This is a genomic window from Microbacterium sp. SL62, from assembly GCF_026672635.1.
Classification (GTDB): Bacteria; Actinomycetota; Actinomycetes; order Actinomycetales; family Microbacteriaceae; genus Microbacterium; species Microbacterium testaceum_A.
The window spans coordinates 809,007-835,221 of sequence record NZ_JAPPRM010000001.1 but is presented as its reverse complement, the minus strand read 5'-3'; the positions used below and the strand labels follow the sequence as shown (position 1 = coordinate 835,221).

The following is a 26,215-nucleotide window of genomic DNA, read 5'->3' as shown; positions in this document are numbered from 1 at the left end:
CGGGCGGCTGCCTCAGAGCGCCGATCCGAGCGACAGACCCAGTGCCGCCGCGACGACGGACCCGACGAACGACACCACCGCGTACGACACCGCCGCGCGCGAGCGCCCCTCTTCGGCGAGCAGCGCCGTGGTCACAGCCACCGTGCTGAATGTCGTGTATCCGCCGAGCAGACCCGTCCCGAGGACCCACCGCCACGACTCGTCGGCGGGAAGGGGGGTCAGGATGCCGAGCACCAGCGCCCCGGTGAGATTCACGACCAGGATGCCCCACGGGAACCGCTCCCCCGTGCGGCGCCGCACAGCCACATCGAGCAGATAGCGCAGCGCCGCCCCCACGCCGCCGGCGAGGGCCACGGCGAGGAAGACGAGCGGCATCACGCCGCCAATCTACCCCTCGCCGCGCGAGCCCCTCACGCCTCGAGCGCCTCGACGCGACGACGCAGTTCGGATGCCTTCTCGGCGCCGATCTGCGCTTCGGCGAGCTTGAGGGCGGCGCTCGCGGTGAGGGTGCGCGCCACGAGGTAGGTGGGGCTCGCCTTGAGGTCGGGGATGACGTCGAGGATGATGCCCTCGGCATCGGGGTCGGTCATGAGCTTGCCGAGCTTGATCTTTGCCAGGTCGTAGCGAGCGGTCATCGGTCCTCCTTGAACGGGGCGCACCGTCACGCCCTCGGCAGATTGTTGCACATATGTCCCGTTATGTCATCGATCGCTCGGGATCGCGCGAGAAAGCCCCCACGAGCGCGTAGGCCGCGCGCGCCTCGGGCGTCCAGAACGCCCCGACGTAGACGTGGAACCCCGCCCGAGCGGTCACCAGACGCACCGACGCCCGCTCGGCGCGCGCCCGTCGAGCGAAGGCGACGGCGTCGTCGAAGAAGATGTCGCGACCCCCCTGGAACACGAGGGTCGGCGGCAGCCCGGCGAGCTCCATCCGCGCGGGATTGAGCTCCGGGTCGTCGAGCCCCCGATCGCCCACCCACGCCTGCGCGCCCGCTCGAAGGCCGGGGACGCGCAGCGAGGGATCCCGCGGCATCCGACGCGCGATCCCCGGGTCGACGAGAGCGAGGTCGAGCCACGGCGAGAACAGCACGAGACCGTCCGGTCGACGCGCGGCGCGCAGGGCGAGCCCCACCGCCACGGCCCCTCCGGCCGAGTCGCCCGCCATGAGGAGGCGGGAGGTCCCCGCCCGCGCGGCGAGACGTTCGTACTGGGCGTCGATCACGGCGAGCGTGTCGTCGGCCCGATGCTCGGGCGCCAGGGGGTAGCAGACCACCGTGATCGCCGCCCCGGTCGCCCGGGCGAGACGCTCGACGATCCACCAGTGCTCGGCGACGAGGGGATTCACCAGTCCCCCACCGGGCAGGTACATCAGCTCGAGGCCCGCGGTGCGCGCCGCCGGCTCGTAGCGGTAGACGGGCAGCCCGCCCTCACGCGAGACGACGACACGGCCCGAGCGTCGCAGGCGCGCCGGCGGATCGGCCGGACGGCGGCCCGGGTCGAGCGTCTCGAGGTAGTCGTCACGAGCCAGCGCGAGGCGGATCGGCCGCGCGCTCACCCACATCGCCGCGGTCGTGAGCGTCATCGACAGCGACACCGACTACTCCCCGCGCGCGTCGGCGGCCATATCGGCGAGCGCATTCGTCGTCACCAAGCGGACGACAGCCGGCAGGCCCGCGGCGATCTTGCGCCCCACGAGGGGGCCGAACACCAGCGCGAGAGGACCGGAGATCTCGACGGCGTGCGTCACCGACAGCCCGTTCGGCGTCTGGCGCATGCGGTGTGGGAACGACAGCACCGCCCCCGGCAAGCCGATCCGGAAGTTCATCGCGACCCCCGGCTGCAGCTCGGTGAAGGTGAAGCGCTGCGCGGGGGTTCCGTGGTTGACCACGCGGCCCGATGCACCGACGCGCGGGGGCACGGGGAAGGTGGCCTCGCGCAGATCGGGATCGTCGACGGCCCAGTCCTCGGGCGTGGTCCACCTCTTCCACACCGCGTCGGCGGTGGCGGTGGTGAGGTGCGTGTACTCGCGGCGCCAGGTCATCGGACGACTCCCGTCTGTTCGTGGTCGGTCGAGGAGGAGCTCAGGATGCCGCGGGCCTGGAGCGCCGCGCGCTCACCGGCGCGGACGGCGCCGTCCATGAATCCCGTCCAGCGATCGGCCGTCTCGGTCCCTGCCCAGAGGATCGACCCGACGGGGGCGGCCAGGGCACCGGCGTAGGGCACGACCGCTCCCGGCCCCGGGGCGGCCGTGGGGCCGCCGCCGACCCAGGGCTCGGCGCCCCAGCGCTGGTCGATGTAGCCGATGGCATCCAGTGCCCGGGGGCCGAACAGGTCGGCGAAGGACGACAGCGCCCGCGTTGCGCGCTCGGCGGGTGCCAGCTCGTCCCACTCGCGGGCGTAGACCCCGCCGATGAAGCCGAGGAGCACGCCGGGGGCGCCGGCGTGAGCGGGACCGGCGTCGAAGGTGATGAAGACCGGGCCGGTGTCGGAGAGCCCCTGCCCCGACAGGTCGTGGTCGCGCCAGAACGGCCGCTCGTACACGGCGTAGGCCTTCGACAGCACCCCCGCCGGCCAGCGCTGGGCCATCTGGGCGTGAGAGGGGGGAAGGGCCGGCGCGAAGTCGATCCTGCCGCGCAGCGCCGGTGGCACGGCGACGACGACGGCGCGAGCGGTCACCGTCTCGTCGGCCGTCGACACGCGCACCCCCTGGGCGGCGGTCTCGATGCGTCGCACCGGAGCGCTCAGCCGCAGAGCAGCCCCGAGCGCGTCGGCGAGACGCACGGCGATCGCGTGCGAGCCCTCGACGAAGTGCTCCTCTTGCGCGCCGCCCTCGGTGTCGAGCATCGAGGACAGTCCACCCGCCTGGTGGATGTAGTGCAGAGCGTGCAGGAACGAGATCTCGTCGGGCTCGCACCCCCACGTCGTCCGGCCGGCGATCGCGATGAGCTCTCGCGCCGCGGGAGAAGCGTGCGAGCGACGCAGCCACGAGCCGAGGCTCTCGGCATCCAGGTTCGCGGCCTGCGGGGCGGCGGCGGGGTTCCCCCGGGGGACGGTGCGCGCCAGGCGGTCGAGAGTGAGCTGGATCCGTCCCACGTCGAGCAGGCTCGCGCCGACCGGAGGCACCGTGCCCCGGTAGCGCCGATGCTCGCCGCGCCACCGGATGACGTTGCGACCCGCGGCGTAGGTCCGATAGCGCGAGACGCCCACTTCGTCGGCGAGCGCCAGGATGCGATCCTGGCCGGGGCCGACGAACGTCCCGCCGAGGTCGACGTGCACCCCCGCCACCTCCGCCGACGACACGCGTCCGCCCACGCGGGGCGCCGCTTCGAACACCGCCACCGTCGCGCCGAACTGGCGAAGCCGGTGAGCGGCGGTCAGGCCCGAGAGACCTGCGCCGACCACGACCACGTCGACGTCGGGGGCCGGGGCCCGGTCCGCAGAGGGCGGGGAGGCGGTCATAGGCTTACTCCGTTCCGAAGGCGACACCGACCACCCCGGTCGGCGAGGAGGACAGCGTGAGCGAGACGACGAGCCGGCCGATGCGGGCGCGCGGTCGCGCGCGTCGCGAGCTGCTGTTGGACGCCACGATCGCGATCATCGCCGAGGGGGGCATCGCGGCCGTCACGCACAGGTCGGTGGCCGCCGCGGCGGGGGTGCCGCACTCGTCGACGACGTACTTCTTCGACTCGCTCGACGACATGATCGGCGAGGCCGTCGCGCACGCGATGGCGGCCGAGCTCGAGCGGCTCGAGCAGTTCCGCTCCGTCCTCGTCTCGGGCGCGAACAGCCCCGGGGCGGCGATCGACGAGTTCGTCGAGATCGTGCGCAGCCAATCGCAGGACCACACGGTCGCGCAGTTCGAGATCTACCTCTTCGCCTCGCGTCATCCGGCCCTGCGTGTTCACGTCGAGAAGATCCTCGACGAGACGCGGGCGCTCGCGGCGGCCGTGCTGCAGACGAACGGCGTGACCGATCCGCACGCCGCCGCTGCGGTCGTCGCCTTGATCGACGGTTTCGCCCTGCATCGCATCGCCCGTTCCGAGGAGGTCCAGTTCCAGTCGCTGGCGCACGCCCTGCGTGCCGCCATCGTGGGGTTCGTGACCCTCGCCGCGACCTCTTCGCTGGGCGAGGGGGATCACTCCCCCGCTTAGTTGGCACAAACGTACAGGTTTCTTGCGCCCGTCGCCTCCTCGCAGAGTCGAATTCACATCTTTGTCACACAAAACGGTACGTGTGTGCAATAAAGTGACCCGATAGTCGATCCCATTGCCGTGATCGACAGAAGGGTTCCGCGATGCTCCGTCTCCGTCCCCAGGACCACCTGCTCCGCTGGGGCGCGCGCGCCCTCGGGTCGCTTCCGCCCGCGGCCCTCCGCGCGGTGAACGGCCGCCCCGTCGTGATCGACGGCAACACCCTGCACCCCGCCGTGCAGACGTCTCTGCGCGTGATGAATGACGCGCCCGGCGCACACTTCGAGCGGCTCCCCCTCGACGAGGCCCGCGCGCACATCGAACTCGAGGCGTGGACGTTCGCCGGGAACACGAAGCTCGCGCAGAGGGACGACATCGAGATCCCCACGCGCGCCGGGCGGGTTCCGGGACGCGTGTACCGCGCGGACCTCGACCGTGCGGCATCCGGGATCATCGTCTCCTTCCACGGCGGCGGCTGGGTACTCGGATCGGTCGACAGCGCGGATGCCATGTGCCGCACCCTCGCGAAGACCTCGGGCATGACGGTGGTGTCGGTCGGCTACCGGCTGGCCCCCGAAGCGCCGTTCCCGGCGGGGCTCCACGACAGCGTCGACGCCTTCCGGTGGGTCCGCGACAACGCCTCGCGGTTCGGCGGGACCGCTGACGCGGTCGGTGTCGGCGGCGAGAGCGCGGGCGGCAACCTCTCGGCGGTCGTGGCCTCGGTCACGCGCGACGATGCCGAGGGCGCACCGGCGTTCCAGATCCTGTTCTGTCCCGTCACCGACCTCTCGCGCAAGCACCGCTCGTACGAGCTGTTCGCCGACGGCTTCTTCCTCACGGAGGCGCAGATGGACTGGTACGCCGCGCACTACCTGAGCGGCGGCGGAAGCGCCGATGATCCGCTGGTATCGCCCCTGCGGGCCGAGGACCTCTCGGGCCTGGCCCCGGCGTACGTCGCGGTGTCGGGTTTCGACGTGCTCCGCGACGAGGGGGTCGCCTACGCCGAGCGTCTCGAGGCCGCCGGCGTCGCCACGCACCTCGTGACGCACACCGGCCAGATCCACGGATTCTTCAACGCCTGCGGAGCGCTGCGCGACGCGCGCGACGCCGTGGCGGATGCCGGCCGGTGGGCCGTGACGACGCTCGCGGCGACGCGGACGGGCGGCATCCGGTGACCGCTGACGCGACGCCCGCCACCCTCACCGCCTACGCCGAACCCACCCGCCCCGTTCGTGCGGGCTGGATCGCGGCCTTCGCCGGGGTGTGGCTCGGACTGTGGATGGCGCAGCTCGTCCCGGTGCAGGTGCTGCTGCCCCTGCAGATCGCCGCGCAGCACGCCTCGGACGACTGGCTCGTCTCGCTCCTCACCTACGGCCTGGTCAGCGCCGTGGCGGGGACGTTCGTGGTCATCGCCTACCCGATCGTCGGTGCGCTGAGCGACCGGACCCGGTCTCGGTTCGGACGCCGTCGCCCCTGGATCCTCGGCGGTGTCGTGCTCGCGGCCGTCGGTCTCGCGCTGCTCGGCGTCCAGACCGAGTCGCTCGGCACGGTGACGATGTGGACCGCGGTGATGATGGGCTTCTGCATGGCCTCCGCCGCCCTCACCGCCGTCATGGCCGACCGCGTGCCCGCGGGGCAGCGGGGGCTCGTGTCGGGCTGGATCTCGGCACCGAACGCGATCGGCATCCTGCTGGGGATCGTGCTGGTCACCGCGGTGTTCACCACGACGGCTTTGGGCTACCTCGCGCTGGCCGTGTGCTGCGTAGGCCTGGCCGTGCCGTTCCTGCTCGTTCTGCGCGACGTTCCGCTGACGACGTCCGAGGCGGCGCTGCTGGGTCCGCTCACCGTCCGCACGATCCTCTCGTCGATCTGGGTCGACCCCCGGCGTCACCCCGACTTCGCGTGGACCGTCGCGAGCCGTGTGCTCATCAACCTCGGCAACGCGATCGCCACGACGATGCTGCTGTACTTCTTCACCTTCGCGCTGAGGGTGGCCGATCCGACCGGCTTCCTCGTCTTCACGACGGTGATCTACATGGTCGTGACGATCGTGGCATCCGTCGCCCTCGGCAAACTCAGCGACGTGGTTCAGCGCCGTCGCGTGTTCGTCCTCGCCTCGGGGGTCGCTCAAGCCGTCTCGGCCCTGCTCCTCGCCGTCGCCCCGGCCGAGTCGACCGCGGTGATCGGCGCCGTGCTGCTCGGGCTCGGCCAGGGGTGCTTCTTCGCCGTCGACCAGGCCCTGGCCACGCAGGTGCTGCCCTCGGCCGAGACGCGCGGCAAGGACGTCGGGATCATGAATATCGCCCTCGCCGGCCCGCAGGCGTTCGGTCCCCTGCTCGGGGCGGGGGCCGTGGTGCTGTTCGGCGGGTTCTCGGGGCTGTTCCTCGCGAGCGGGCTGGCGGGCCTGCTCGGCTCGGTCATCATCATGCGGGTGCGCTCGGTGCGGTGATCGTCGACGGATGCCGGGAGCCCGCGGCATCCGCGCCGTTCCGGCTCAGCCGTAGAGCAGCCGGATGATGCGCTCGACGAGACGGTCGACCTTCGCGGTGCGCCGCATCGTGGTCAACGTCAGCAGCGGGAAGCGCTGACGGGTCAGCGCCTTCGGGTACGCGAACTCACGCAGACCGTCCGCCCCGTGGATGCGCCCGAACCCGGAATCGCCCACCCCGCCGAAGGGGAGGGCGGGGACCGCGGCGAACGAGATGACCGAGTTGATCGCGATCATGCCTCCGCGCAGGCGCAGGGCGAGCTCGCTCCCCCGCCTCCGGGAGAACACCGAGCCCGACAGTCCGTACCGCACGGCGTTGGCCTTCTCGACGGCCTCGTCCATGGAGGCCACGCGGTTGACGACCAGGGTCGGGCCGAAGGTCTCTTCGCGCACGGCGTCCGCCTCCTCGTCGACGTCGGTGAGGAGGACGGGTTGCAGGGTGACCCCGGGCGCCGGGGTCGATCCGACGCGCGCCGTCGCGCCCCGCGCGAGCGCGTCGGCGACGTGCGCCCGGACCACGTCGGCCTGGCGCGGCATGGTGAGCGGACCGAGCGTCGCGGCGTCGTCGGCGCCAGCGCGGAGCTCGCGCGTGCGCTCGGCGACGGCCTCGACGAAGCGGTCGTAGATCTTCGCGTGCGCGTAGACGCGCTCGATGCCGATGCAGGTCTGACCCGCGTTCGAGTACGCGCCCCAGACGGCCGCCTCGGCCGCGGCCGCGAGATCGGCGTCCTCGTCGACGAGGAGGGCGTCTTTGCCGCCCGCCTCGATCACGACCGGGGTGAGGCTCTCGGCGCACGCGGCCATGACGGCCTTGCCCGTCGCGGTCGATCCGGTGAAGGCCACCTTGTCGACACCCGCGCGACAGAGGGCGGCGCCGGTGGGCCCGAGACCGGTCACCACGGCGAAGACATCGGCCGACCCGCCCGCGCGCACGAAGGAGCGCTGCAGCCACACGCCCACGCCGGGGGTGTACTCGCTGGGCTTGAACACCACGGCGTTGCCCGCGGCGAGCGCGTACGCGATCGAGCCCATGGGCGTGAAGACCGGGTAGTTCCACGGGCCGATGACCCCGACCACGCCGTACGGGGTGTAGCCGACGCTCGCCGACTGGTTGAGCATCAGCACCCCCGCGCCCACGCGACGCCGACGCAGGACCGGGCGCGCGTGGGTCGCCGCCCAGGCCAGGTGGTCGAGGGCGAGCATGATCTCGAGCCGGGCGTCGCCACGGGGCTTGCCGGTCTCGGCGCGCACCACGGCGATGAGGTCGTCGAGGTGCGCCACGATGTCGCGCCGCCAGGCCTGGAGCGCGCGCCGCCGCCCCTCGAAACCGAGGGACCGCCACTCGCGCGCCGCGCGCCGCGCGCGGTCCACCGCCGACACCACCTCGGCGGGGCCCCGCACCGGGAAGGTGTCGACGACGCGCCCATCGAGAGGGCTCAGCGAGTCGAAGGTGTCGGTGGTCACGGCATCCATGTCACGCTCCGTGCTTCTGTCCGTACCCGGTCGAGACCGCGGCGGTGAGCACCGCGGCCTGCTGCTCGGGGCTGAGTTCGGCGGGCACCGCCACCGCTCGCGCGCGCAGGTAGATGTCGCACGCCCACTCGAGCAGGGCGGTGTTCGTCACCGCGTCGGCGAGGTCTCGGCCCGTGGTGACGGCGCCGTGGTGGGCGAGGATCGCGGCATTGGCTGCGGCGAGGGCGTCGCCCGTGGCCGCGGCGAGCTCGGCCGAGCCGAAGACCGAGAAGGGCACCACCTCGATCTCGCCCCCGAGGGCGAGCTGTTGGTAGTGCACGCAGGGCAGTCGGTCCGAGACGAGTGAGAGGGCGATCGCCGCGGGGGCGTGCGTGTGCACGACGGCCCCGACGGCCTCGTCGGCGTAGGCCGCGCGGTGCAGGTCGAGCTCGGAGCTCGGGGCGAGCGCCCCCTCGACGACCCTCTTCTCGCCGTCGACGATCACGACGTCGTCGGCGACCGCCTCGGCGAACACCACTCCGGTCGCCGTGATCGCGATGCCCCCGTCCACGCGCACGCTGACGTTGCCCGCTGTCCCCTTGACCAGGCCCTGCGCGGCGAGAGCACGGCAGGCGTCCGCCACGGCTTCTCGCACACCGCTCGCGATCACAGCACTCCCGCCGAGAGCAGAGCATCGATGGATGCCGCGTCGTACGCGCCGTGATCGGTACCCACGCCGGCGACGACCTGTGCGGCGGTGGCCGATCCGAAGCGCGCGGCGTCGCGCGAGGACCACCCGCGGAGTTTGGCGAAGACGAAGCCGGCCGAGAAGGCGTCTCCGCCGCCGCTGGTGTCGACCGGTTCCGCGGGCACGATGGGGACGAACGCGAGGTCGCCGCCGTCGACCACCACGATGTCGTCGCCGCCGTTGGTGCACGCGACGACCGCTGCTCCCGCCGCGTGCAGGGCGCGGGCGGCGGCGGGCAGGTCGTCGGCGCCGGTCCAGCCGATGGCCTGCTCGGCGTTGGGGAGCACGTAGTCGGTGTGCGCGAGCAGGGGCTCGATGAGCGCGTAGAACGCGGGGTCGCCGCCGATGAGGAAGTCGAGCGACGTCGTCGCTCCGTGCCGACGGGCGTACTCCAGGATCTCGATGACGTTCTCGGGACCGAGCAGCTCGGGCGCTCCGACGTGGACGTGGTCGGCGGCGGCGAGCGCGTCCCAGGGCACGACGTCGGCGGCGAGCGCGTTGGCCCCGACCACGTGGAGCGCCGGTCGCGACCCGTCGGAGCGGATGGGGAGGACGGATGCCGAGGTCGGCAGTTCGTCGGTGCGCAGATTCGACACGTCGATGCCGGCGTCACCGAGCAGGCCGACCAGCACGCGTCCGGCAACGTCGTCGCCCACGGCCCCGCTCGTGACCACGCGCGCGCCGAGCTTGTTGAGCACGAGCGCGGTGCCGCCGGCGGGTCCCGCTGCGGACATCACGATCTCGTCGACGAGGAGCGAGCCCTGCCCCTCGGGGATCTCATCGACGGGCTGGACGATCGTGTCGAGCACGTGGGCTCCGAGCGTGACGATCGAGGGGGCGGCGTTCATCGTCGAACCTCCGGGTCGGGTGACCGGCGCGGCGAACCCACGACGGTAAGTGGCACATTTGTACCACTTTCTCGCCGGGTTCGACAAGCGTCAGCGCGAAGCCCGCCCACCACGGCCGAGGAGTACACCGCCCCAGGCCGCCGCCGTCCCGACGACGACCGTCGCCACCCCCCACCAGAGCAGGCCGAGGTCGGCCGACTCGACGGCGAGCGAGCTGTAGGTGGTGAATCCGCCCAGGATGCCGGTCCCGATGAACAGCTGCACGCGCTGCGCACGCGAGGACTCCGGCATCCGTGCTCTCCAGCCGTACAGGATGCCGATCGCGAACGCCCCGACGACGTTGATCAGCGGCACGAGGGCCGGGCCCAGGTCTTCGCCGAGCGCCAGGGTGAGACCGGCGCGTACGGCCGTACCGATCGCGCCGCCGACGGCGACGAGGCCCACATCCCGCCACATGCTCACCGCGCCACCTTACGCCCGCGGCCCTCGCGACTCGGCGAGGTCACGCGCGGTCGACCCACCCCTGCGGGACCCTCGCCTCGAGCCAGGCGACGAGATCGGGGAAGTCGTCGTAAACGCTCATCACCGTGAACAGCGTGCGGCCCCGCGCGTCCGCGCCCCGGAGCCGTCCGCCCGACAACCACGAGAGCGACACGATCTCGGATGCCGCGACCACCCGCGACCGACGGAGCCCCGGGCGGACGACCAGGTGATCGTCGAAGCCGACGATGCGCGCGCGCCCGACCGAAAGCGCCCAGACGAAGATGACCGCACCGAGAACGCCGAGGGTGCTCAGCCACACGGTGACCCCGACGAGGGCGAGGCGGCCGCCCTGGACGATCTCGATCACGGCGAGGATGACCGCGACCGCCACGATGACGAGACCCGTTCCGCGGGCGATCAGATGCTGCGAGGGAGCGCGCTCGACGACGAAGAGAGGCTGGTCGACCCCGCCCTCCGCCGGCGGAATGCTGTCACCTTCGGACGAGGGGTGGGGCGCGGGGTCGGACCGGTCGTCGAGGTGCGGACGCCGCTTGAGGTACCCCACCGTCGCGAAGATTCCTGCCACCCCGGCGAGCGCGAACCAGGGGATGCCGGTGAGCAGAGACAGGGCGACGGCGGCGAAGCAGTACGTGAGGATGGCGAGCATCGCCGTCTCGCGCTGCCGACGTCTCTTCCACGTCGCTTTCCAGCCGTTCGGAGCCGCGCTCTTCGACATCGTCCGGGCGGTCGCGAGCAGCTGCGGGTCCGCGGCCGCTCGGGCGACCTCTTCGTCGGACCACTCGTCGCGGCGCCATCCGCGTGGACGAGCGGATTCATCCATCGCCGCGCGGAGCAGGTTGCGGAAGGCGTCGTCCTGCCGGAACCCCCGCCGGAGTGCCCCCCGCGATGCGACCGTCGGGCGGAACAGCTCCTGCGCGCCGGGGACCAGCTCGTACAGCGCGCGAGCTTCGGGCGAGAGAAGCCCGTACAGACGCGTGGGGGATTCGCCAGGGTCACCGACGCCGGTCTTCCGGAGGGATCCGCGGGACGCGTCCGAGGGCGAGAGGTCGTCCGTCACGCGTCGATCCTCTCAGTCCGTCGTCGCGATCGCCCGCGCTTCCGGCCGCCTTGACAGACCGGGAGCGCGGGCGGAAAGCTCCCGGCTCAGCCCGCCGCCGTGTTGTAGGCGGCGATCTGCGACGCGGCCTTCGTCTCGGCATCCGACATGGTCGAGGTCACGTCGGCACCCTCGGCCACCTGGGTGAACGCCCCGATGACGGTCGATCGCAGCGAGGGGAAAGCGCCCGTGCGGCAGCCCGCCGCGGCGTTCGACGCCGGAGTGTTCGCGAGCTGGTCGGCCATGGCCTTGACGTTCGGGTCGGCGAGCGAGGCCGCGCCGGTCGCGGTGGAGGCCGCCCCCGTGTTCGACGCGAGGTACCCGGTGGCATTCGCCCACGCCGACTGCACCTCGGCCGAGTGCAGGAAGCTCACGAAGGCGTAGGCCGCGCGCTGCTGCGCGTCGGAGTGGCCGTCACCCGAGATCCAGAGCGCGTTGCCGCCGATGACCACGCCCGCGTCGTCGGACTCGGCGGTGGAGGGGAAGGCAGCGACCGTCGACGCGGCCTTCTTCGGATCGGCCGTCGTGTAGGCGCCGGTCGAGGTGAGCATGATGCCCACCTTGCCGCTCGCGAAGGCCGAGACCATCGCGCTGTTGTCGGTGCCGGGGTTGAGCATCGAGCCGTCCTGGAACAGCTTCTGCAGTCGCTCCATGAAGCCCACCTGCGTCGGCGAGGTGAGCTGCAGTCCGGTGACGCGGTCGGAGCCGCGACCGTTGTCGGGGGTGCAGAAGTCCACCCCGCCCGCGGCCGACATCTGCTCGATCATCCACGAGTCCGACATGTTCATCGTCAGGCCCGAGGCACCGGTCGCCGCGTGGATCTTCTCGGCCCACGAGGCCACCTCGGCGAGCGTGCGCGGCGGGGAGTCGGGATCCAGCCCCGAGCGCGTCACGAGATCGCGATCGAGATACATGACCGGCTGCGACACCGCGAACGGCATGGCGGCGAGCCCGCCCGCGCCATCGCCGTAGTAGGCACTGACCGCCGGGGGGAAGCTGTCGGGCGAGAACGAGGTGTCGCTCGCGGTGAAGGTCGAGAGGGGGACGGTCTTCTTGGAGTCGACCATGAAACCCGTCGAGATGTCGTTCATCATCAGCACGTCGGGTGTCGTGCCCGACTGCACGGCGGCGGTGTATTTCGTCTGGGCGTCGGCGTACGACCCCTGGAACGAGGACTCGACGGCGATCTCGCCGTCGTGTTCGCTGTTGAACCGCGACACGAGGGCGTCGAGCTCGGTCGCCGCGGGTCCGCTCATCTCGTGCCAGAACTGCAGGGTCACGGGGCCGGAGTCGGTTCCGGAGGAGGATCCGGATGCCGTGCACCCGGCGAGGGCGAGGAGGAGGGCGACTCCCGCGGCGGTCGCCGCGATCGTGGTGCGGGGGCGCAGAGACATGGGCTCGGGTTTCTTTCTGTCGGGTCTTATTTCAGGGCGCCGGCGGTGATCCCACCGGCGAGGAAGCGCTGCGCGAGCAGCACGAGGACGAGAACGGGGAGGGTGACCATGGCCGCGCCGGCGAGGACGACGCCGACGTCGGCGGCCTCGGCGCTGGACAGCTGGGCGATGCCGACCTGCACCGTGCGGTTCTCGGGCGAGTTGGTCACGAGCAACGGCCAGAAGAACCCGTTCCACGCGGCGGTCGCACTCACGAGGGTCACCGAAATGAGGGTCGGCTGCACGACCGGCAGCAGCATCGACCGGATGAAGCGGACATGCCCGGCACCGTCCAGGAGGGCGGCGTCGCGCAGCTCTCCCGGGAAGCTGAGGAACGCCTGCCGGAACAGGAAGATGCTCAGCGCCGATGCCAGGAACGGCAGGAAAACCGCCGGCAGGGTGTCGATCAGTCGCCACGACGAGATCGTCAGATAGTTCGCGATGAGGATCGTCTCACCCGGCACCATCATGCTCGACAGGATCAGCAGGAAGAGGGCACGCGTGCCCCGCAGCCCGCAGAAGACGAGAGCGTAGGCGGTGGCGACGCCGATGGCGACCTGGAAGAAGGTCTGCACCAGCGTCACCACGACGCTGTTGAGGAACTGGTGGCCGAGCGGGATGACCTGAGTGGCGCGGATCACGTTGTCGAGCGTCAGGTGGATGGGCAGGAGACCTTCGAGACCCTCGTCGAGCCAGGCGGTCGGCGTGAGCGCGCCCTCGAAGATGTAATAGAGCGGGAAGCACACGACGATCACCGCGATGACGAGCCAGAGGTAGAGCAGGGCGCTTCGCACGCGAGTCCGGGCGGACAGGGACCGCGCCATCAGTAGTTCACCCGCTTCTCGAGCACGCCGAACTGCACGAGCGAGAGGCCGAGCACGAGCAGGAACAGCACGACTCCCACCGCCGCGGCGATGCCGAAGTTGGCGCTCCCCGCACCGAACGCCGCTTGATAGATCGTGTAGACCAGAGTCGTCGTCGAGTTCGCCGGGCCTCCGCCGGTGAGGATCTGGATCTGCCCGAACGTCGTGAGCGCCTCGACGGCACCGGTCACCACGATGAAGAACAGGGTCGGCGTGATCAACGGCAGCGAGATCGACCACAGCGTGCGCAACGGCCCCGCCCCGTCGAGGTGCGCCGCCTCGATCACGTCGGGATCGATGGCGCCGAACGCCCCGAGCAGCAGCAGCACCGTGAAGCCGAGCGAGCCCCACACCGTGACGGCGATCACGCTCGGCATGGCCCACTGGGTGCTGGTCAACCACGGCACGGGAGTCCCCCCGAAGCGCGCGATGACGGAGTTCACCAGTCCGCCGGCCGGAGCGAGCATCGCGGCGAACGCGACCGAGGCCACCGAGACCGAGGCCACGAGGGGTGAGGTCAGCAGGGCACGGAAGATGCGGATGCCGCGGAGCTGCGCGGTCAGCGGGATGACGATGAGCAGCCCGACGACGATCCGACCGACGACGACCGCGACGCAGAAGACGGCCGTGCGCCACAGCGTGTCGGCGAACTGCGGGTCGGTGAAGATCGTCGCGAAGTTCTTCGTTCCCACGAACCCGGCGGCCTGGCCGAAGATGTCGGTCCCCTGCGTGCTGAGCCAGACGACCTTGCCGAGGGGGTAGAAGACGAAGACGGCGAAGACCGCGAGCGCGGGGACCATCAGGGCGGCGCCCACGCGTCGGTCGGCGCGCCGCCAGGCCAGGGTCGAGGCCTGCCGACGGCGGTCGGCGAGCGTCGGCCGGCGGTCGAGTGTCGAGAGCGACATCGGCTACCTTTCCGTCATAGGGAACGTTCCCTTTTCTGATGACGGACTCACTCTGCGACACCACGAGAGACGGGGTCAAGGCGACCGGCGAGCGGTCGCCGAGCGTTCACGCGGCGTTCACGAGCACCTGAATCAATCCCCCTGACCCCGAGGAGAACCATGACCACGCACCCCTCCCCCGACGACCTTCGCTCCCTGGCCGAGACGGCCGCGCGAACCGCCGCGCCGGCCCTGCTCGCCGCTTTCCGCTCCGACATGAGCGTGTCGTTCAAGCGCGACGTGCACGACGTCGTGACGATCCACGACCGAGCAGCCGAGGCCACCATCGCCGGGATCCTCCAGAAGGGCGCACCCGGCTCGGTCATCCTGGGCGAAGAGACCGGCAGCTCGGGCGAGGCCCCCCTGCGCTGGATCATCGACCCGATCGACGGCACCGCCAACTTCGCACGCGGTCTCGCCTACTGGTGCATCTCGATCGCCGCCGAGCTCGACGGAGAAGTCGTCGCGGGCGTCGTGTTCGACCCCGTCGCCGACAACATGTTCTCGGCGGGCGCCGAGCTCGCCCGCCTGAACGGAGCACCGATTCGATCGGCGTCCGGCCCCGCCGAGCTCTCGACCCTGCTCACGAGCTTCCCCGGGCAACACGACGTCGACCTGCTCGGCGAGGGCGCCTTCGACCTGCTCGCCGAGATCACGCGCACGTACCAGCACCACCACAGCACGGGCAGCGGAGCCCTGAACCTCGCTCATGTCGCAGCCGGATGGGCGGATGCCACGATGGGCTTCGACACCCACCCCTGGGACGTGGCCGCCGGAGCCCACATCCTCCAGCGGGCCGGCGGCACGTACACGGGATTCCGCTCCGGCGTCGAGGTCGCCCGCGCCCACGAGAGCCTCGACTACGTCGCCGAGGGAGCGGGCGGAGAGCACGGAGTGCTCATCCGGCACCTGCGCGCCCTCTCCCGGCAGTGGATGCCGGCCGGGCAGTGAGAGAGTCCGGATGCCGCGACCGTGCGGCATCCGGACTCTTCGGATCGGGCTACGCGCCGGCGAGATTCCAGGTGCGCACGTGCTCCCACGTCATCGTCTGCCACCAGCGTCCCGACCAGTCGGGGCTCGAGGTGCGGTACATCACCACCGTGCGTCCCGAGAAGGCGCCGGGCACGGGGACGGCGAGCTCTCGGATGAACTCCCCCACCTCCTCGTGCAGGTCGGGGCGCACGTACAGGTCGTGCGAGGCGAGCGAGAGGTGCCCGCGGTAGAGCTCGGGGACGAAGTCGTTGGGCAGGGGATTGTTCATCGGGGAGCGGAACGGGGCGACCGTCGCCTCGATGTCACGGGCCAGGCCCACCAGGTCGTCGTTGACCGAGCCGTCGGGATTCTCGCTCACGTCGTAGACGTAGCCCCGACCCTGCGCCCGGACGCCGGCATTGTGCACGGGAAAGGCCGGGCGGCCGTCGAGCAGGTCGGTCAGCGCGCCGATGACCGCGGGCTCCGAGAACCCGAACGGCTGGCTGCCCACGAGGGTGGCGTGCGGCGGGAACGCGCCCGCGGAGAGCAAACCGTACTGCGCGCGCAGCTGGTCGGTCACCGTGGTCACCGCGCGGCAGGTCTTCGCGTCGGGACGCAGGTAGATGCCGTAGCGGAAGGGATCGCTGTCGTCTCGGGGTAGCTTGTGGGCGATGTGGTCGTTCATGCGGTCTCTCCGTGATGCCGATAGGGAACGTTCCCTATTCTGCGCGGAACGGGCGCGACGCGATCGACTCCGCGGCATCCGGCGGGTGAACGGACGGTGACGACGTCAGCGGACGACGGCCGTGCGCCCGGGGACCAGTTCGCCGTCGATCGCGTGGTGCGTCACCGTGGTGGCGAGTCCATCGATCTGATCGACGACCGCGTCGACCGACAACCGGCCGATCGTCCGCAGCGGCTGACGCCACGACGTCAGGCCCAGCAACGACGTCATGAACGGCGTGACACCGTCGTAACCCGTCACCGACATCTCGGAGGGAACGGCGACCCCGCGCACGCGCAGCGCCACGAGGGCCGCCACCGCCCAGGCGTCGCTCGGCGCCATGAAGGCGGTCACCCCGCCGGCCGCGAGCACCGCCGCGACGATCGCGTCGGCCCCGTCGAAGCCCGGCCCGGCATCGTCGCCGCTGAAGGTGACGACGTCGACGCCCCGCTCGCGCAGGCGCTCAGCCATCGCGTGCGTCCGCCTCGACTGAGTGATCGACGAAACCGGGGTGAACGTCATCACCGCGACCCGGCGATGCCCGAGGTCGGCCACGTGGTCGGCGAGGGCACGACCACCCCCCACCTCGTCGCAGTACACGCTGCTGATCGTCGGGTCCTCTTCCGGGCGCCCCGCGACGACGGCGGGGATGCGCCGCGCGAAGGGGGTGATGTCCTCGACGGGGAGGGCGCCGCTGCAGACGATGAGCCCCTCCACCCGCAGCGCCACGAGGGTCTCGAGAGCGCGGCGCTCGTCGTCGACCGAAAAGGATCCAGCCCCGGTCGCGGTGACGACCCGGTACCCGCGAGCCGCCGCCTGCTCCTGGAACGCGGTCAGCAGATGACCGTAGAACGGTGTCGACGCGTCGCGGACGAAGACGCCGAGCGTGTGACTGCGGTGGGCCGACATCCCCCGCGCGTGCGCGTTGGCGACGTACCCGAGCTCGGCTGCCGCCTGCCGAACGCGATCGATGGTGTGCGCGGCGACCCCGGACGCCCCCGAGAGCGCCCGCGAGACCACCGACTTCGACACCCCCGCGGCCGCGGCCACGTCGTGGATGGTGGGGGCAGCCCCGGTCGAGCGGGGCGTGGCACCACGGACCGATCGGCGACCGTCGTCGGGGGTCTCGTCTCGCACGCCTTCACGCTATCGGGCGACCAGCCGGATCGACCCGCCGCGATGCCGCGAGCCGGAGTCACTCGCCCAGGATCAGCCGCCTGATGGCGGCATCCTTCGAGCCGCCCAGCTCCATCGTGCGGCCCTTGCGGTACAGCGAGAACACGCGCGGGTCGATGTAGCTCGCCTTCGCCACGGCAGGCGTGTTGCCGAGCGCTTCGGCTGTGGCGCGCACCGCGGCGACCTCGGCCTTCTTGCGCTCGTTCTTCCCGCCCGTCGTGCCCGCGTTCGCGAGCGACTCCGCCGCGAGAATCGTGCCGCGCAGGGTGCGGAAGTCCTTCGCGCTGAACGGGCCGCCCGTCAAGGAGCGGACGTACGCGTTCACGTCGCCCGGGGTCAGGGGAACGCGTCGTCGCCCGCGCTTGTAGCTCAACAGCGCCGCCCGCGAGCGTCCGAGGGCGAGCTCTTCGACGATGGATGCCAGCTCCGCATCGCGCAGCGAGAGCTCGGCGCGCTTGCCGCTCTTGGCGGGGAACGACAGACGGATCAGGTCGCCGTCGACCGTAGCATCGCGTCTCTGCAGAGTCGTGAGCCCCCTGCTCCCGTTCGTGACGAAGTATCGGGCGTTGCCCACGCGCGGGGCGACCAGGTCGAGGAAGCGGAACGACACCGCCAGCACCCGCTCGCGGTCGACCTCGGCGCGGCGAAGCGACTGCGTGACGCGGGCGCGCGCTCGGGGCAGGGTCTCGGCGAGCTGCAGGGCACGGGCGAACTTGCCCTTGTCCTGACGCTTCGACCAGTCCGCGTGGTACGTGTACTGCCGCCGCCCGGCCTCGTCGGTGCCGACGGCCTGGATGTGCGCGTTGGGCTCGCGGGCGATCCACACCTCGCGCCAGGCGGGAGGGATGACCAGCCCGCGCGCGCGTTCGGCCTCGCGTTCGGGCACGGAGGCCCCGGTGTGATCGACGAATCGGAAACCCGAGCCGGAGCGTACCCGGCGGTACCCGGGGTCTTCGTAGGGGCGGACCCGGACGAGACGGGCCATCGCGTCAGTGCGTGCGGAGCATGTCGATGAGCTCCGCCTTCTTCTTGCCCGAGTACCCGGTCAGCCCGAGCTCCTTCGCGCGCTTCTTCAGCTCGGCGACAGTGCGGTCCTCGTAGTTCTCGGCGTGCCCGCCCTTCTCGCCGACCGCCTCGCGGCCTCGAGCGGCTGCGGCGTTGGAGATGCGCGCGGCCTTCTCTTTCGAGTCGCCCTGCTTCCGCAGCTCCTCGTACAGTTCGGGGTCCTTCAGGCTGTTCGATCCTCGCCCTTGCGGCATGGCCGTCTCCTTCCGTCGGGAATCCCGACGCTAGGGGGGAGCGGCTTCCGTCGCACTCGGCTTGACAACCCGTTCGCAGCCTCTCGTCGAGCGGGGGTTGACCAACTCGCGATATATCGCGATACTCGAACCAACGCGATATATCGCGAGTGAGGAGAAACAGCCATGGAGAAATGGATCGTCCACCCCGGCGAGACCCGCGTCATCGACGTCGACGCCCTGCGCGAGCTGAAGATCGGACTCGTCGGCGGCCAGGTCGACGTGATCGCCCACGACGAACCCGACGCCCGCATCGAGGTGCACGGCGTCACCGTGAAGGACCTGCGCATCGAGATGGTCGACGGCCGCCTCGAGATCAACCACCCCCAGCTGCGGTGGGACAACTTCCTCGAGGTGTTCCGCAACTTCGGCGCGGGTGGCCCGAAGGCCGAGGTCAGCGTCGCGGTGCCGCGCACCGTCGCCCTCACCCTCGGCGTGGTCAGCGCCAGCGCGCTCGTCTCGGGGCTTCACACCGATGTGCGCTTGAACACCGTCTCGGGCGACATCATCGTCGACGGCCTCACGGGCGACGTGGACCTCAACGCCGTCTCGGGCGACGTACAGGTGCGCGAGCTCGATGGCGCCCTGAGCGCCAACAGCGTCTCGGGCGACGTCGCCGCGACCGGCCGCATCACGAAGGCCTCGATCGACACCGTCTCGGGCGCCATGCTCGTCGACTCGACGGGACCGACGCAGTCCGTCTCGCTCAACTCGGTCAGCGGCACCGCCACCATCCGCCTCGACCGCTCGCTGCCCGCCAACTACGTGTCGCGGTCGGTCAGCGGCCGCGTGCAGATCGACGGCCAGGTGCGCTCCGGCAAGGGCCCGACCAACTTCACCGGATCGACCGGCGCGCTCGCGGGCCAGTTCGTCGACGTGCGCGCCAACACCGTCTCGGGCGAGATCACGGTGCTGCGCCGTGGCATCTCGGGCCTGCGTCCCGAGGAACTCGCCGGAGAGGAGGAGTGGTGATGAGCCCCGTCTTCTCGCACGGCGATCTGCGCCTGTACATCCTGAGCCTGCTCGACGAGGCCCCGCGCCACGGCTACGACCTCATGCAGGCCCTCTCCGAGCGCACGGGCGGCACCTACTCGCCCTCCGCCGGCACGATCTACCCCCGACTCTCGAAGCTCGAAGAGGAGGGCCTGGTCACCAAGACCGTCGACGGCCGCAAGACCGTCTACGAGATCACGGATGCCGGCCGAGCCGAGGTCGCCGCGCGCACGGGCGACCTCGAGGGGATCCAGGCCGGCCTCGCCGACAGCGTGCGTCTCATCGCGGACGAGGTGCGGGGCAGCGTCCGGGATGCGATGCGCAGCCTCCGCGCCGATCTGGCCGCCGCCTCGCGCGAGGAGCGCGAGCAGTCGCAACCGACCCCGGCCGATGACCCGCGCTCCCGCAGTCGGGAACAGCTGTCTCGGGCCGATGCCGCCATCAACGAGTTCCGCGGCCGGGTGCGCTCCGAACTGCGGGCGCACGTGGCGCGCGGCGGAGAGCTCGCGGCATCCGGAGTCGACGACATCGAGGCGGCACTGCGCCAGGCGTCCGAGGCCGTCACGCGAGCGATGCGCGGCTAGGACGTCACTCCCACGGCAGATCATCCTCGGCGCCGACCGGTTCTCCCTGCGGGACGATGAGGACCGGTCGGCGTTGCCGATGGCTCAACCGTGCCGCCACCGAACCGGTGAGGAACTCGCGCAGCGATTCGCCGAGGCCGCGTTTGCGCGTTCCGACCACGATGAGCGACGCGTCGATCTCGTCGGCGAGTTGGATCAGTGCCAGGGCGGGGTCTCCGATGATCTGGCGCACGCTCCAGGTGACGGCGCTCTCGCCGAGAGCTTCGGCCGTCGCGCGGCGCACCTCGTCGAGGGCGGCCTTCGCCGCCGCCCCGGCCACGTCCACCGTGGAGGAGTGCACGTATCCGTCGGGGTCTTCGAAGGCCACGAATCGCGTGGTGTCGACGTGGGCGACGATCAACTCGGCGTGCGAGAGGGCCGCGTAGTGGGCCGCCTCGCGCACGATCCGGCTCGACTGCCCGGGGACGACGGCGGCGATCACCTTTCCGGCACCGACGCTCGCGCGGGGCTGATCGGTCATGGAGTCTCCTCTCGACGACGGCCGCGGCCCGGTCGCCGCCCCTCGACGGCTCGGCCGGAATGCGCCGTGATATCCTGGCTGTTACTCTTACCGGCTCGGTCCGGAACCGCAATACGCAGGGCCCACAGTCGGCCCTCGACGTCGATCGTGAGGGGGTCTCGCATGGGGCGTGGCCGTCAGAAGGCGAAGAACACCAAGATCGCCCGTGAGCTGAAGTACGACACCTATTCGGTGAACTACTCGGCTCTCGAGCGCGAACTGGGTGCACCCGCTCCGGGTGAAGACGCGTACGTCGACAAGTGGGCCGACCAGTACAGCGACGAATACGACAACGAGAAGGCCTGACGCCTTCCCGCTCGTTCTCGTACCGCTCGTACCTCGGTGCCGCGGTCGTCTGATCGTCGTACCCGCAGAAGCCAGAACGCCGAAGGGCGGCGACGTTTCCGTCGCCGCCCTTCGGCCTCGTTCGCGTTGCGTCGTCACCAGGTGAGGCCCGTGCGACGTTCCCACGCCTCTTCGACGCTCTCGCGGCGCACCATGACGATCGCGGCGGGAACGACGAGCAGCAGAGCGACGCCGAGAAGAGAGAGACCCGCGATCCAGCCCCCGGTCACCTCGTGCGTCAGTCCGATGGCCAGCGGCATCAGGGCGGCGAAGGCGTACCCCACGCTCTGCACGAACCCGCTCAGGGCGACCGTCGTCTCGTGCGAGCGCGTGCGCAGCCCGAAAAGCACCAGTGCGAGGGGGAACATCAGGGGCGGGATGCCGATGAGCACGACCCACAGCACGGTCGCGGTCGCCGGAGCCACGATCAGCCCCAGCACCCCCGTCACCCCGCACCCCACCGCCACCACGTAGAACGGGGTGGTGCGGCCGAGCCGGGCCACCAGCAGGGGCACGAGGAGCGACACCGGCAGGCCCATGAAGGAGAAGAGCGCGAGCAGTCCGCCGGCCTCCGCGGCATCCACTCCGGCGACGTCGATGAGCAGGGGCGGCATCCACGCGAACATCCCGTAGGCGACCGAGGAGTTCACGCCGAACGTGATCACGAGGGCCCACGTCTGCGGCACAGCCACGAGCCGCGACAGCACGGCCGTGCGCGGCTCGTCGAGCGCATCGCGTCGCGACGCCCGCGCACGCAGGTTCAGAGCGACCCAGGGGGCGACCGCGGCCAGTGCCACGACGGCCCACGTCACGAACGAGCCGCGCCACCCCACGGCATCGGCGAGGGGCACGGCGACGAGCGGGGGCGTGAACGTCGCCACCGCCATCGCGGTGCTGTAGACGGTCGTCATGAGCCCGATGCGCTCGGGGAAGTACTTCTTCACCACGGTCGGGAGGAGCACGTTCGCGACGCCCACCGCCGCGAACACCCCGGCCGTCGCCCCGAGGAGCGACCACGCGTCCACCGCCGCCGCACGAAGCCCCAGCATGACCGCGGCCGTGATCGCGGCGATCAGCACCGAGCGCTCGAGACCCAGGCGCCGCTCGATGGCCGGCGTCACCATTCCGGCGAGCGCGAACGCCACCGGAGGAGCCATGCCGATCAGGCCCACCACCACCGCCGGGAGCGGGAACTCCTCGCCGATGCGCGTCAGCAGCGGCGACAGCGAGGCCACCGCGATGCGCAGGGTCAACGCCAGCAGCACGATCGCCGCGGCGGCGAGGGCGATGGTTCCCGCGCTGCGGCGGGTCAAGACTCCTGGCTGCCCTCGACCCAGGCGAGGTACTCCTCCGACACGGTTCCCGTGACGTAGCGGCCGTCGAAGCAGCTCATGTCGAGATCGACCAGGTCGGTCCCCTCCATGATCGCCGCCTTGAGGTCGTCGACCTCCTGGTACACGAGGTAGTCGCAGCCGAGCTCTTCGGCGATCTCGGGGATCGTGCGGCCGTGGGCGACGAGCTCGTGGCGCGAGGGCATGTTGATGCCGTACACGTGGGGGTAGCGCACCGGCGGGGCCGCCGAAGCGAACGTCACGCTCTTGGCCCCGGCATCCCGTGCCATCTGGATGATCTCGCGGCTCGTCGTGCCGCGGACGATCGAGTCGTCGACGAGCAGGACGTTCTTGCCCTGGAACTCGGTCGACATGGCGTTGAGCTTCTGGCGCACGCTCTTCTTGCGCACCGCCTGCCCCGGCATGATGAAGGTGCGGCCGACGTAGCGGTTCTTGTAGAAGCCCTCGCGGTACTCGATGCCGAGCTTGCGGGCCACCTGCATCGCGGCCGGACGAGCGGAGTCGGGGATCGGCATGACCACGTCGATCGTCCCCGCGGGGGTGTATTTCGCCACCGTGTCGGCCAGGCGCTCGCCCATGCGCAGGCGCGTCTCGTACACCGAGACGCCGTTCATGACCGAGTCGGGGCGCGCGAGGTAGACGTACTCGAACGAGCACGGCGCGAGCGTCGAGTTCTCGGCGCACTGCTGGGAGTGCAGCGTCCCGTCGAGGGTGATGAACACCGCTTCGCCGGGGAGCACGTCGCGCACGACCTCGAAGCCGGCGTTCTCGAGCACCAGCGACTCGGACGCCACGATGTACTCGTCGCGCGGCTCGCCGCCCGGCACGTGAGCTGCGGGCCGCTTGCCGAGGATGAGGGGACGGATGCCGAAGGGGTCGCGGAACGCGAGCAGACCGTAACCGGCGATGAGGGCGATCGAGGCGTACGAGCCCTCGACGCGCTCGTGCACGCGGGCGACCGCGCGGAACACCTGGGCGGGGTCGAGGTCGGGCCCGGTGATCTCGGACTGCAGCTCGGAGCCGAGGATGTTCACGAGCAGCTCGGTGTCGCTGCTGGTGTTCAGGTGCCGACGGTCCTTGTGGAAGAGCTCGGTGGTCAGCTCTCGCGTGTTCGTGAGGTTGCCGTTGTGCACGAGCACGATGCCGTAGGGCGCGTTGACGTAGAAGGGCTGGGCCTCTTCTTCGTTCGACGCGGTGCCCTTGGTGGCGTAGCGCACGTGACCGAGACCGATGTCGCCGAGCAGGGCGCGCATGTCGCGCGTGCGGAAGGCCTCGCGCACCTGACCGCGGGCCTTGTGGATGTGGAAGACGCCGCTGGACTCGGCCGTGGCCATGCCCGTCGAGTCCTGGCCTCGGTGCTGGAGGAGGAGGAGCGCGTCGTAGATCTCCTGGTTGACCGGGCCCTGCCCGGCCATGCCGACGATGCCGCACATGAGGAGTTAGCTCGCTCCGTTCGCCGGCGTGCCGGCATCCGCGTAGGTTCCGACCAGGCGCACGGCGCCGCCGTCGACGCCCTTGGCGCCCTGTTCGTACTCGCCTTCGGGGCGGGCTCCGTCGCGCACGACGCCGACCTGCCACGTGGCGATGCCCTCGGCCTGCAGCGCCGCGATCGCAGCGTCGGCGACCTCGGGGGCGACGACCGCGAGGAAGCCGATGCCGAGGTTCCAGGTGCCCTCGGTCGCCGTGAGCTCGAGACCGCCCATGTCGGCGAGCACGCGGAACACCGGAGACGGGCTCCAGGTCGAGCGGTCCACGTCGACCCACGTGTTCTGGGGCAGGACGCGCGCGAGGTTCGCCGCGATGCCGCCGCCCGTGACGTGGCTGAGCGAGTGGATGCCGGTTCCCACGGCCCCGTCGTCGAGCAGGCGCAGCAACGGCGAGGTGTACAGGCGCGTGGGCTCGAGCAGCGCCTCGCCCCACGTGCCGCCGAGCTCGGCCGAGGCGGAGCCGTAGGCGATGCCCGCGCCGGTGATGATGTGACGCACGAGCGAGTAGCCGTTGGAGTGCAGGCCGCTCGAGGCCAGCGCCAGCACGACGTCGCCGCTGCGCACGCGATCGGCGCCGAGGATGCGATCGGCCTCGACCACGCCGGTCGCCGCGCCCGCGACGTCGTAGTCGTCGATTCCCAGCAGGCCGGGGTGTTCGGCGGTCTCGCCGCCGACCAGCGCCGTGCCGGTCATCGCGCAGCCGCGCGCGATGCCCGCGACGATGTCGGCGATGCGCTGGGGCACGACCTTGCCGCACGCGATGTAGTCGGTCATGAACAGCGGACGCGCACCGACCACGACGATGTCGTCGACGACCATGCCGACGAGGTCTTCGCCGATCGTGTCGTGCTTGTCGATCGCCTGCGCGATCGCGACCTTCGTGCCGACGCCGTCGGTGCTGGTCGCGAGCAGGGGGCGCGCGTAGTCGCGGAGCGCGGAGGCGTCGAAGAGACCGGCGAAGCCGCCGACCCCGCCGAGCACCTCGGGCCCGTGCGTGCGACGCACGGCCGACTTCATCAGTTCGACGGCGAGATCTCCGGCGGCGGTATCGACGCCTGCGGCGGAGTACGGGTTTTCGTGGGGAGCGGAAGCCACCGCAACAGACTACCCGGGGCGAACACGCGCGGGCACCGCGCCCGCGACGCAAGGCCCACCCCGAGGCCTCTCCCCGTCCCTACAATGACGCCATGACGGGCGGTCAGCCGGAGTGGGTGATCCGCGAAGACGCGGCGCAAACGGTGCTCGTCGCGCTCTATCTGCGCCAGGTCCTCGGCATCCGGTCTCCCGACGAGCTCCCCGCCCTGCGTCGCGTGCCGCCCCCGTGGGTGGACGAGCGGACGGATGCCCGGCACGCCCAGCTCGAACGCGAGTGGCGCGAGTACTGGGCGATGACGGTGGAGCCGCAGGCGCACCCCTCGCCCGTTCCCCTCGAGTTGATCGACGGTTTCGACACGCTCGTCACCCTGCCGGTCGAAGGATCCGACGCCCTGCGTGCGGCCATCGGGGCGCACGCCGACGACGCGGTGGACTTCGCCCGGCTCGCGCACGACCGCTACGCCCGCGAGGCCGCCGCCCGACCCGGGGTCTCGTACCGCGCTTACGCGAGCGCGATCGCCGCGCACGAGCGGGCCGTGGGGCGACGCGCGCACTCGTTCGAGCTGAACGTGCAGGTGCTCCCGCTGGCTCAGCGGGGCGTGTGGTGGATCGGCTCGCTGACCGTGGCCGTGACGGACGGTCTGCGCGGCGACGTGGCCGCCTTCGACACCGCGATCCACCCGATCATCGCCGAACTGGCGTGAGGGGCGCTGTGCCGGTCAGATGCCGTGCTGCTCGTGCTCGACCGTGACCTGGCGGGTCCGGCCGCCGACGGTGCGCTCGAAGATCAGGGCGACGATCGCCCCCACCGCGACGCCCAGCACGACGAAGATCAGGGCGGTGAAGCCGAAGACCTGCATCTGCGAATAGACGACCTGCGTGTACGGGCTGATGTCGGAACCGTCGATGAAGACGGTGAGCAGGAGAGCGACGAGGATGCCGAGGAACGCCCCGGCCGCCAGGAACACGCCGTACTTCGGGGCGCGACGGACCGTCAGCGTCTGACGCTCATCGCGCGCGGCGGACGGTCGTTCGGGGGCGGGCTGCTCGGCCATACGCCCATTG

Annotated in this window: 30 protein-coding genes; 8 read left to right on the top strand and 22 right to left on the bottom strand. The window is 71.2% G+C overall.

Annotated features, from left to right (window positions below; all coding sequences use genetic code 11):
- Nucleotides 1-12: 12 nt before the first annotated feature.
- The 5 genes from crcB to OVA26_RS03915 form a co-directional block, all read right to left on the bottom strand.
- Nucleotides 13-375 carry a fluoride efflux transporter CrcB gene (gene crcB, locus OVA26_RS03935; RefSeq protein ID WP_268104859.1) on the bottom strand — a complete coding sequence of 121 codons (363 nt, stop codon included), beginning with the start codon at nucleotides 373-375 and terminating at the stop codon, nucleotides 13-15.
- A gap of 35 nt (nucleotides 376-410) precedes the next feature.
- Nucleotides 411-635, bottom strand: a complete 225-nt coding sequence (locus tag OVA26_RS03930) for a hypothetical protein (RefSeq protein ID WP_074696036.1) — start codon at nucleotides 633-635, stop codon at nucleotides 411-413.
- A 61-nt stretch (nucleotides 636-696) separates the two neighbouring features.
- A complete protein-coding gene (locus OVA26_RS03925; RefSeq protein ID WP_268103084.1) occupies nucleotides 697-1,593 on the bottom strand; it encodes an alpha/beta hydrolase fold domain-containing protein in 897 nt (298 codons plus the stop codon).
- Between the two features lie 3 nt (nucleotides 1,594-1,596).
- A complete protein-coding gene (locus OVA26_RS03920) occupies nucleotides 1,597-2,040 on the bottom strand; it encodes a hypothetical protein (protein WP_103206916.1) in 444 nt (147 codons plus the stop codon).
- Nucleotides 2,037-3,458, bottom strand: a complete 1,422-nt coding sequence (locus OVA26_RS03915) for a flavin monoamine oxidase family protein (RefSeq protein WP_268103083.1) — start codon at nucleotides 3,456-3,458, stop codon at nucleotides 2,037-2,039. Before OVA26_RS03915 ends, OVA26_RS03920 begins: the two co-directional genes overlap by 4 nt.
- 56 nt (nucleotides 3,459-3,514) lie before the next feature.
- On the opposite strand from OVA26_RS03915, the gene OVA26_RS03910 reads away from it, so the two are divergent.
- The 3 genes from OVA26_RS03910 (at nucleotide 3,515) to OVA26_RS03900 (ending at nucleotide 6,638) form a co-directional block, all read left to right on the top strand.
- Nucleotides 3,515-4,150: a TetR/AcrR family transcriptional regulator gene (locus OVA26_RS03910; protein ID WP_218026333.1), complete on the top strand. Its 636-nt coding sequence runs from the start codon at nucleotides 3,515-3,517 to the stop codon at nucleotides 4,148-4,150.
- Between the two features lie 143 nt (nucleotides 4,151-4,293).
- The gene (locus OVA26_RS03905) at nucleotides 4,294-5,364 is read left to right on the top strand and encodes an alpha/beta hydrolase (protein WP_268103082.1); all 1,071 of its coding nucleotides are present in this window, start codon (nucleotides 4,294-4,296) and stop codon (nucleotides 5,362-5,364) included.
- Nucleotides 5,316-6,638 carry an MFS transporter gene (locus OVA26_RS03900; RefSeq protein ID WP_268103081.1) on the top strand — a complete coding sequence of 441 codons (1,323 nt, stop codon included), beginning with the start codon at nucleotides 5,316-5,318 and terminating at the stop codon, nucleotides 6,636-6,638. Before OVA26_RS03905 ends, OVA26_RS03900 begins: the two co-directional genes overlap by 49 nt.
- Before the next feature lie 45 nt (nucleotides 6,639-6,683).
- Here OVA26_RS03900 and OVA26_RS03895 read toward each other — a convergent pair whose 3' ends face one another.
- The 8 genes from OVA26_RS03895 to OVA26_RS03860 form a co-directional block, all read right to left on the bottom strand.
- Entirely contained in the window at nucleotides 6,684-8,150 is a 1,467-nt protein-coding gene (locus OVA26_RS03895; protein WP_103206920.1) for an aldehyde dehydrogenase family protein, read from the bottom strand.
- A 1-nt stretch (nucleotide 8,151) separates the two neighbouring features.
- Complete coding sequence (locus tag OVA26_RS03890; RefSeq protein WP_268103080.1) at nucleotides 8,152-8,772, bottom strand: class II aldolase/adducin family protein; 621 nt, start codon at nucleotides 8,770-8,772, stop codon at nucleotides 8,152-8,154.
- 23 nt (nucleotides 8,773-8,795) lie between these two features.
- Complete coding sequence (locus OVA26_RS03885; protein ID WP_268103079.1) at nucleotides 8,796-9,725, bottom strand: carbohydrate kinase family protein; 930 nt, start codon at nucleotides 9,723-9,725, stop codon at nucleotides 8,796-8,798.
- 90 nt (nucleotides 9,726-9,815) lie between these two features.
- Nucleotides 9,816-10,181, bottom strand: coding sequence for a fluoride efflux transporter FluC (locus OVA26_RS03880; protein ID WP_074696312.1), 366 nt, complete (start codon nucleotides 10,179-10,181; stop codon nucleotides 9,816-9,818).
- A 46-nt stretch (nucleotides 10,182-10,227) separates the two neighbouring features.
- A complete protein-coding gene (locus tag OVA26_RS03875) occupies nucleotides 10,228-11,286 on the bottom strand; it encodes a hypothetical protein (protein ID WP_268103078.1) in 1,059 nt (352 codons plus the stop codon).
- Nucleotides 11,287-11,372: 86 nt separating this feature from the next.
- Nucleotides 11,373-12,719 (bottom strand): extracellular solute-binding protein, encoded by a 1,347-nt coding sequence (locus OVA26_RS03870; RefSeq protein ID WP_268103077.1) that lies wholly within the window; start codon nucleotides 12,717-12,719, stop codon nucleotides 11,373-11,375.
- 26 nt (nucleotides 12,720-12,745) lie between these two features.
- A complete protein-coding gene (locus OVA26_RS03865) occupies nucleotides 12,746-13,582 on the bottom strand; it encodes a carbohydrate ABC transporter permease (RefSeq protein ID WP_268103076.1) in 837 nt (278 codons plus the stop codon).
- On the bottom strand, nucleotides 13,582-14,526 hold the full coding sequence (locus OVA26_RS03860; protein WP_268103075.1) for a carbohydrate ABC transporter permease: 945 nt from the start codon (nucleotides 14,524-14,526) through the stop codon (nucleotides 13,582-13,584). Before OVA26_RS03860 ends, OVA26_RS03865 begins: the two co-directional genes overlap by 1 nt.
- Before the next feature lie 159 nt (nucleotides 14,527-14,685).
- Here OVA26_RS03860 and OVA26_RS03855 point away from each other — a divergent pair, with 159 nt between their 5' ends.
- Nucleotides 14,686-15,516 carry an inositol monophosphatase family protein gene (locus OVA26_RS03855; protein WP_268103074.1) on the top strand — a complete coding sequence of 277 codons (831 nt, stop codon included), beginning with the start codon at nucleotides 14,686-14,688 and terminating at the stop codon, nucleotides 15,514-15,516.
- Between the two features lie 49 nt (nucleotides 15,517-15,565).
- Here OVA26_RS03855 and OVA26_RS03850 read toward each other — a convergent pair whose 3' ends face one another.
- The 4 genes from OVA26_RS03850 to OVA26_RS03835 form a co-directional block, all read right to left on the bottom strand.
- Complete coding sequence (locus OVA26_RS03850) at nucleotides 15,566-16,222, bottom strand: heme utilization protein (protein WP_268103073.1); 657 nt, start codon at nucleotides 16,220-16,222, stop codon at nucleotides 15,566-15,568.
- Between the two features lie 105 nt (nucleotides 16,223-16,327).
- On the bottom strand, nucleotides 16,328-17,398 hold the full coding sequence (locus OVA26_RS03845) for a LacI family DNA-binding transcriptional regulator (protein ID WP_268103072.1): 1,071 nt from the start codon (nucleotides 17,396-17,398) through the stop codon (nucleotides 16,328-16,330).
- A gap of 58 nt (nucleotides 17,399-17,456) precedes the next feature.
- A complete protein-coding gene (locus OVA26_RS03840; RefSeq protein WP_056225803.1) occupies nucleotides 17,457-18,422 on the bottom strand; it encodes a DNA topoisomerase IB in 966 nt (321 codons plus the stop codon).
- Nucleotides 18,423-18,426: 4 nt separating this feature from the next.
- Nucleotides 18,427-18,696: a DUF7218 family protein gene (locus OVA26_RS03835; protein ID WP_268103071.1), complete on the bottom strand. Its 270-nt coding sequence runs from the start codon at nucleotides 18,694-18,696 to the stop codon at nucleotides 18,427-18,429.
- Between the two features lie 165 nt (nucleotides 18,697-18,861).
- On the opposite strand from OVA26_RS03835, the gene OVA26_RS03830 reads away from it, so the two are divergent.
- Complete coding sequence (locus tag OVA26_RS03830; RefSeq protein WP_056225796.1) at nucleotides 18,862-19,707, top strand: DUF4097 family beta strand repeat-containing protein; 846 nt, start codon at nucleotides 18,862-18,864, stop codon at nucleotides 19,705-19,707.
- Nucleotides 19,707-20,312, top strand: coding sequence for a PadR family transcriptional regulator (locus OVA26_RS03825; protein ID WP_268103070.1), 606 nt, complete (start codon nucleotides 19,707-19,709; stop codon nucleotides 20,310-20,312). The genes OVA26_RS03830 and OVA26_RS03825 overlap by 1 nt, the downstream gene beginning before the upstream one ends.
- A 4-nt stretch (nucleotides 20,313-20,316) precedes the next feature.
- Here the strand turns inward: OVA26_RS03825 and OVA26_RS03820 are convergent, their stop codons facing one another.
- Nucleotides 20,317-20,832, bottom strand: coding sequence for a universal stress protein (locus OVA26_RS03820; RefSeq protein WP_268103069.1), 516 nt, complete (start codon nucleotides 20,830-20,832; stop codon nucleotides 20,317-20,319).
- Nucleotides 20,833-20,994: 162 nt separating this feature from the next.
- Here OVA26_RS03820 and OVA26_RS03815 point away from each other — a divergent pair, with 162 nt between their 5' ends.
- Complete coding sequence (locus OVA26_RS03815; RefSeq protein WP_056225789.1) at nucleotides 20,995-21,177, top strand: DUF3073 domain-containing protein; 183 nt, start codon at nucleotides 20,995-20,997, stop codon at nucleotides 21,175-21,177.
- A gap of 134 nt (nucleotides 21,178-21,311) precedes the next feature.
- Here the strand turns inward: OVA26_RS03815 and OVA26_RS03810 are convergent, their stop codons facing one another.
- The 3 genes from OVA26_RS03810 to purM are packed head-to-tail and all read right to left on the bottom strand — an operon-like array spanning nucleotide 21,312 to nucleotide 25,150.
- Nucleotides 21,312-22,529 (bottom strand): MFS transporter, encoded by a 1,218-nt coding sequence (locus OVA26_RS03810; protein WP_268103068.1) that lies wholly within the window; start codon nucleotides 22,527-22,529, stop codon nucleotides 21,312-21,314.
- Nucleotides 22,526-24,001 carry an amidophosphoribosyltransferase gene (purF, locus tag OVA26_RS03805; protein WP_268103067.1) on the bottom strand — a complete coding sequence of 492 codons (1,476 nt, stop codon included), beginning with the start codon at nucleotides 23,999-24,001 and terminating at the stop codon, nucleotides 22,526-22,528. The genes OVA26_RS03810 and purF overlap by 4 nt, the downstream gene beginning before the upstream one ends.
- A 6-nt stretch (nucleotides 24,002-24,007) precedes the next feature.
- Nucleotides 24,008-25,150 carry a phosphoribosylformylglycinamidine cyclo-ligase gene (gene purM, locus OVA26_RS03800; RefSeq protein ID WP_268103065.1) on the bottom strand — a complete coding sequence of 381 codons (1,143 nt, stop codon included), beginning with the start codon at nucleotides 25,148-25,150 and terminating at the stop codon, nucleotides 24,008-24,010.
- A gap of 92 nt (nucleotides 25,151-25,242) precedes the next feature.
- Here purM and OVA26_RS03795 point away from each other — a divergent pair, with 92 nt between their 5' ends.
- Nucleotides 25,243-25,854, top strand: coding sequence for a zinc-binding alcohol dehydrogenase (locus OVA26_RS03795; protein ID WP_268103064.1), 612 nt, complete (start codon nucleotides 25,243-25,245; stop codon nucleotides 25,852-25,854).
- Between the two features lie 15 nt (nucleotides 25,855-25,869).
- Here the strand turns inward: OVA26_RS03795 and OVA26_RS03790 are convergent, their stop codons facing one another.
- On the bottom strand, nucleotides 25,870-26,205 hold the full coding sequence (locus OVA26_RS03790) for a potassium transporter Trk (RefSeq protein ID WP_268103063.1): 336 nt from the start codon (nucleotides 26,203-26,205) through the stop codon (nucleotides 25,870-25,872).
- Nucleotides 26,206-26,215 lie beyond the last annotated feature (10 nt).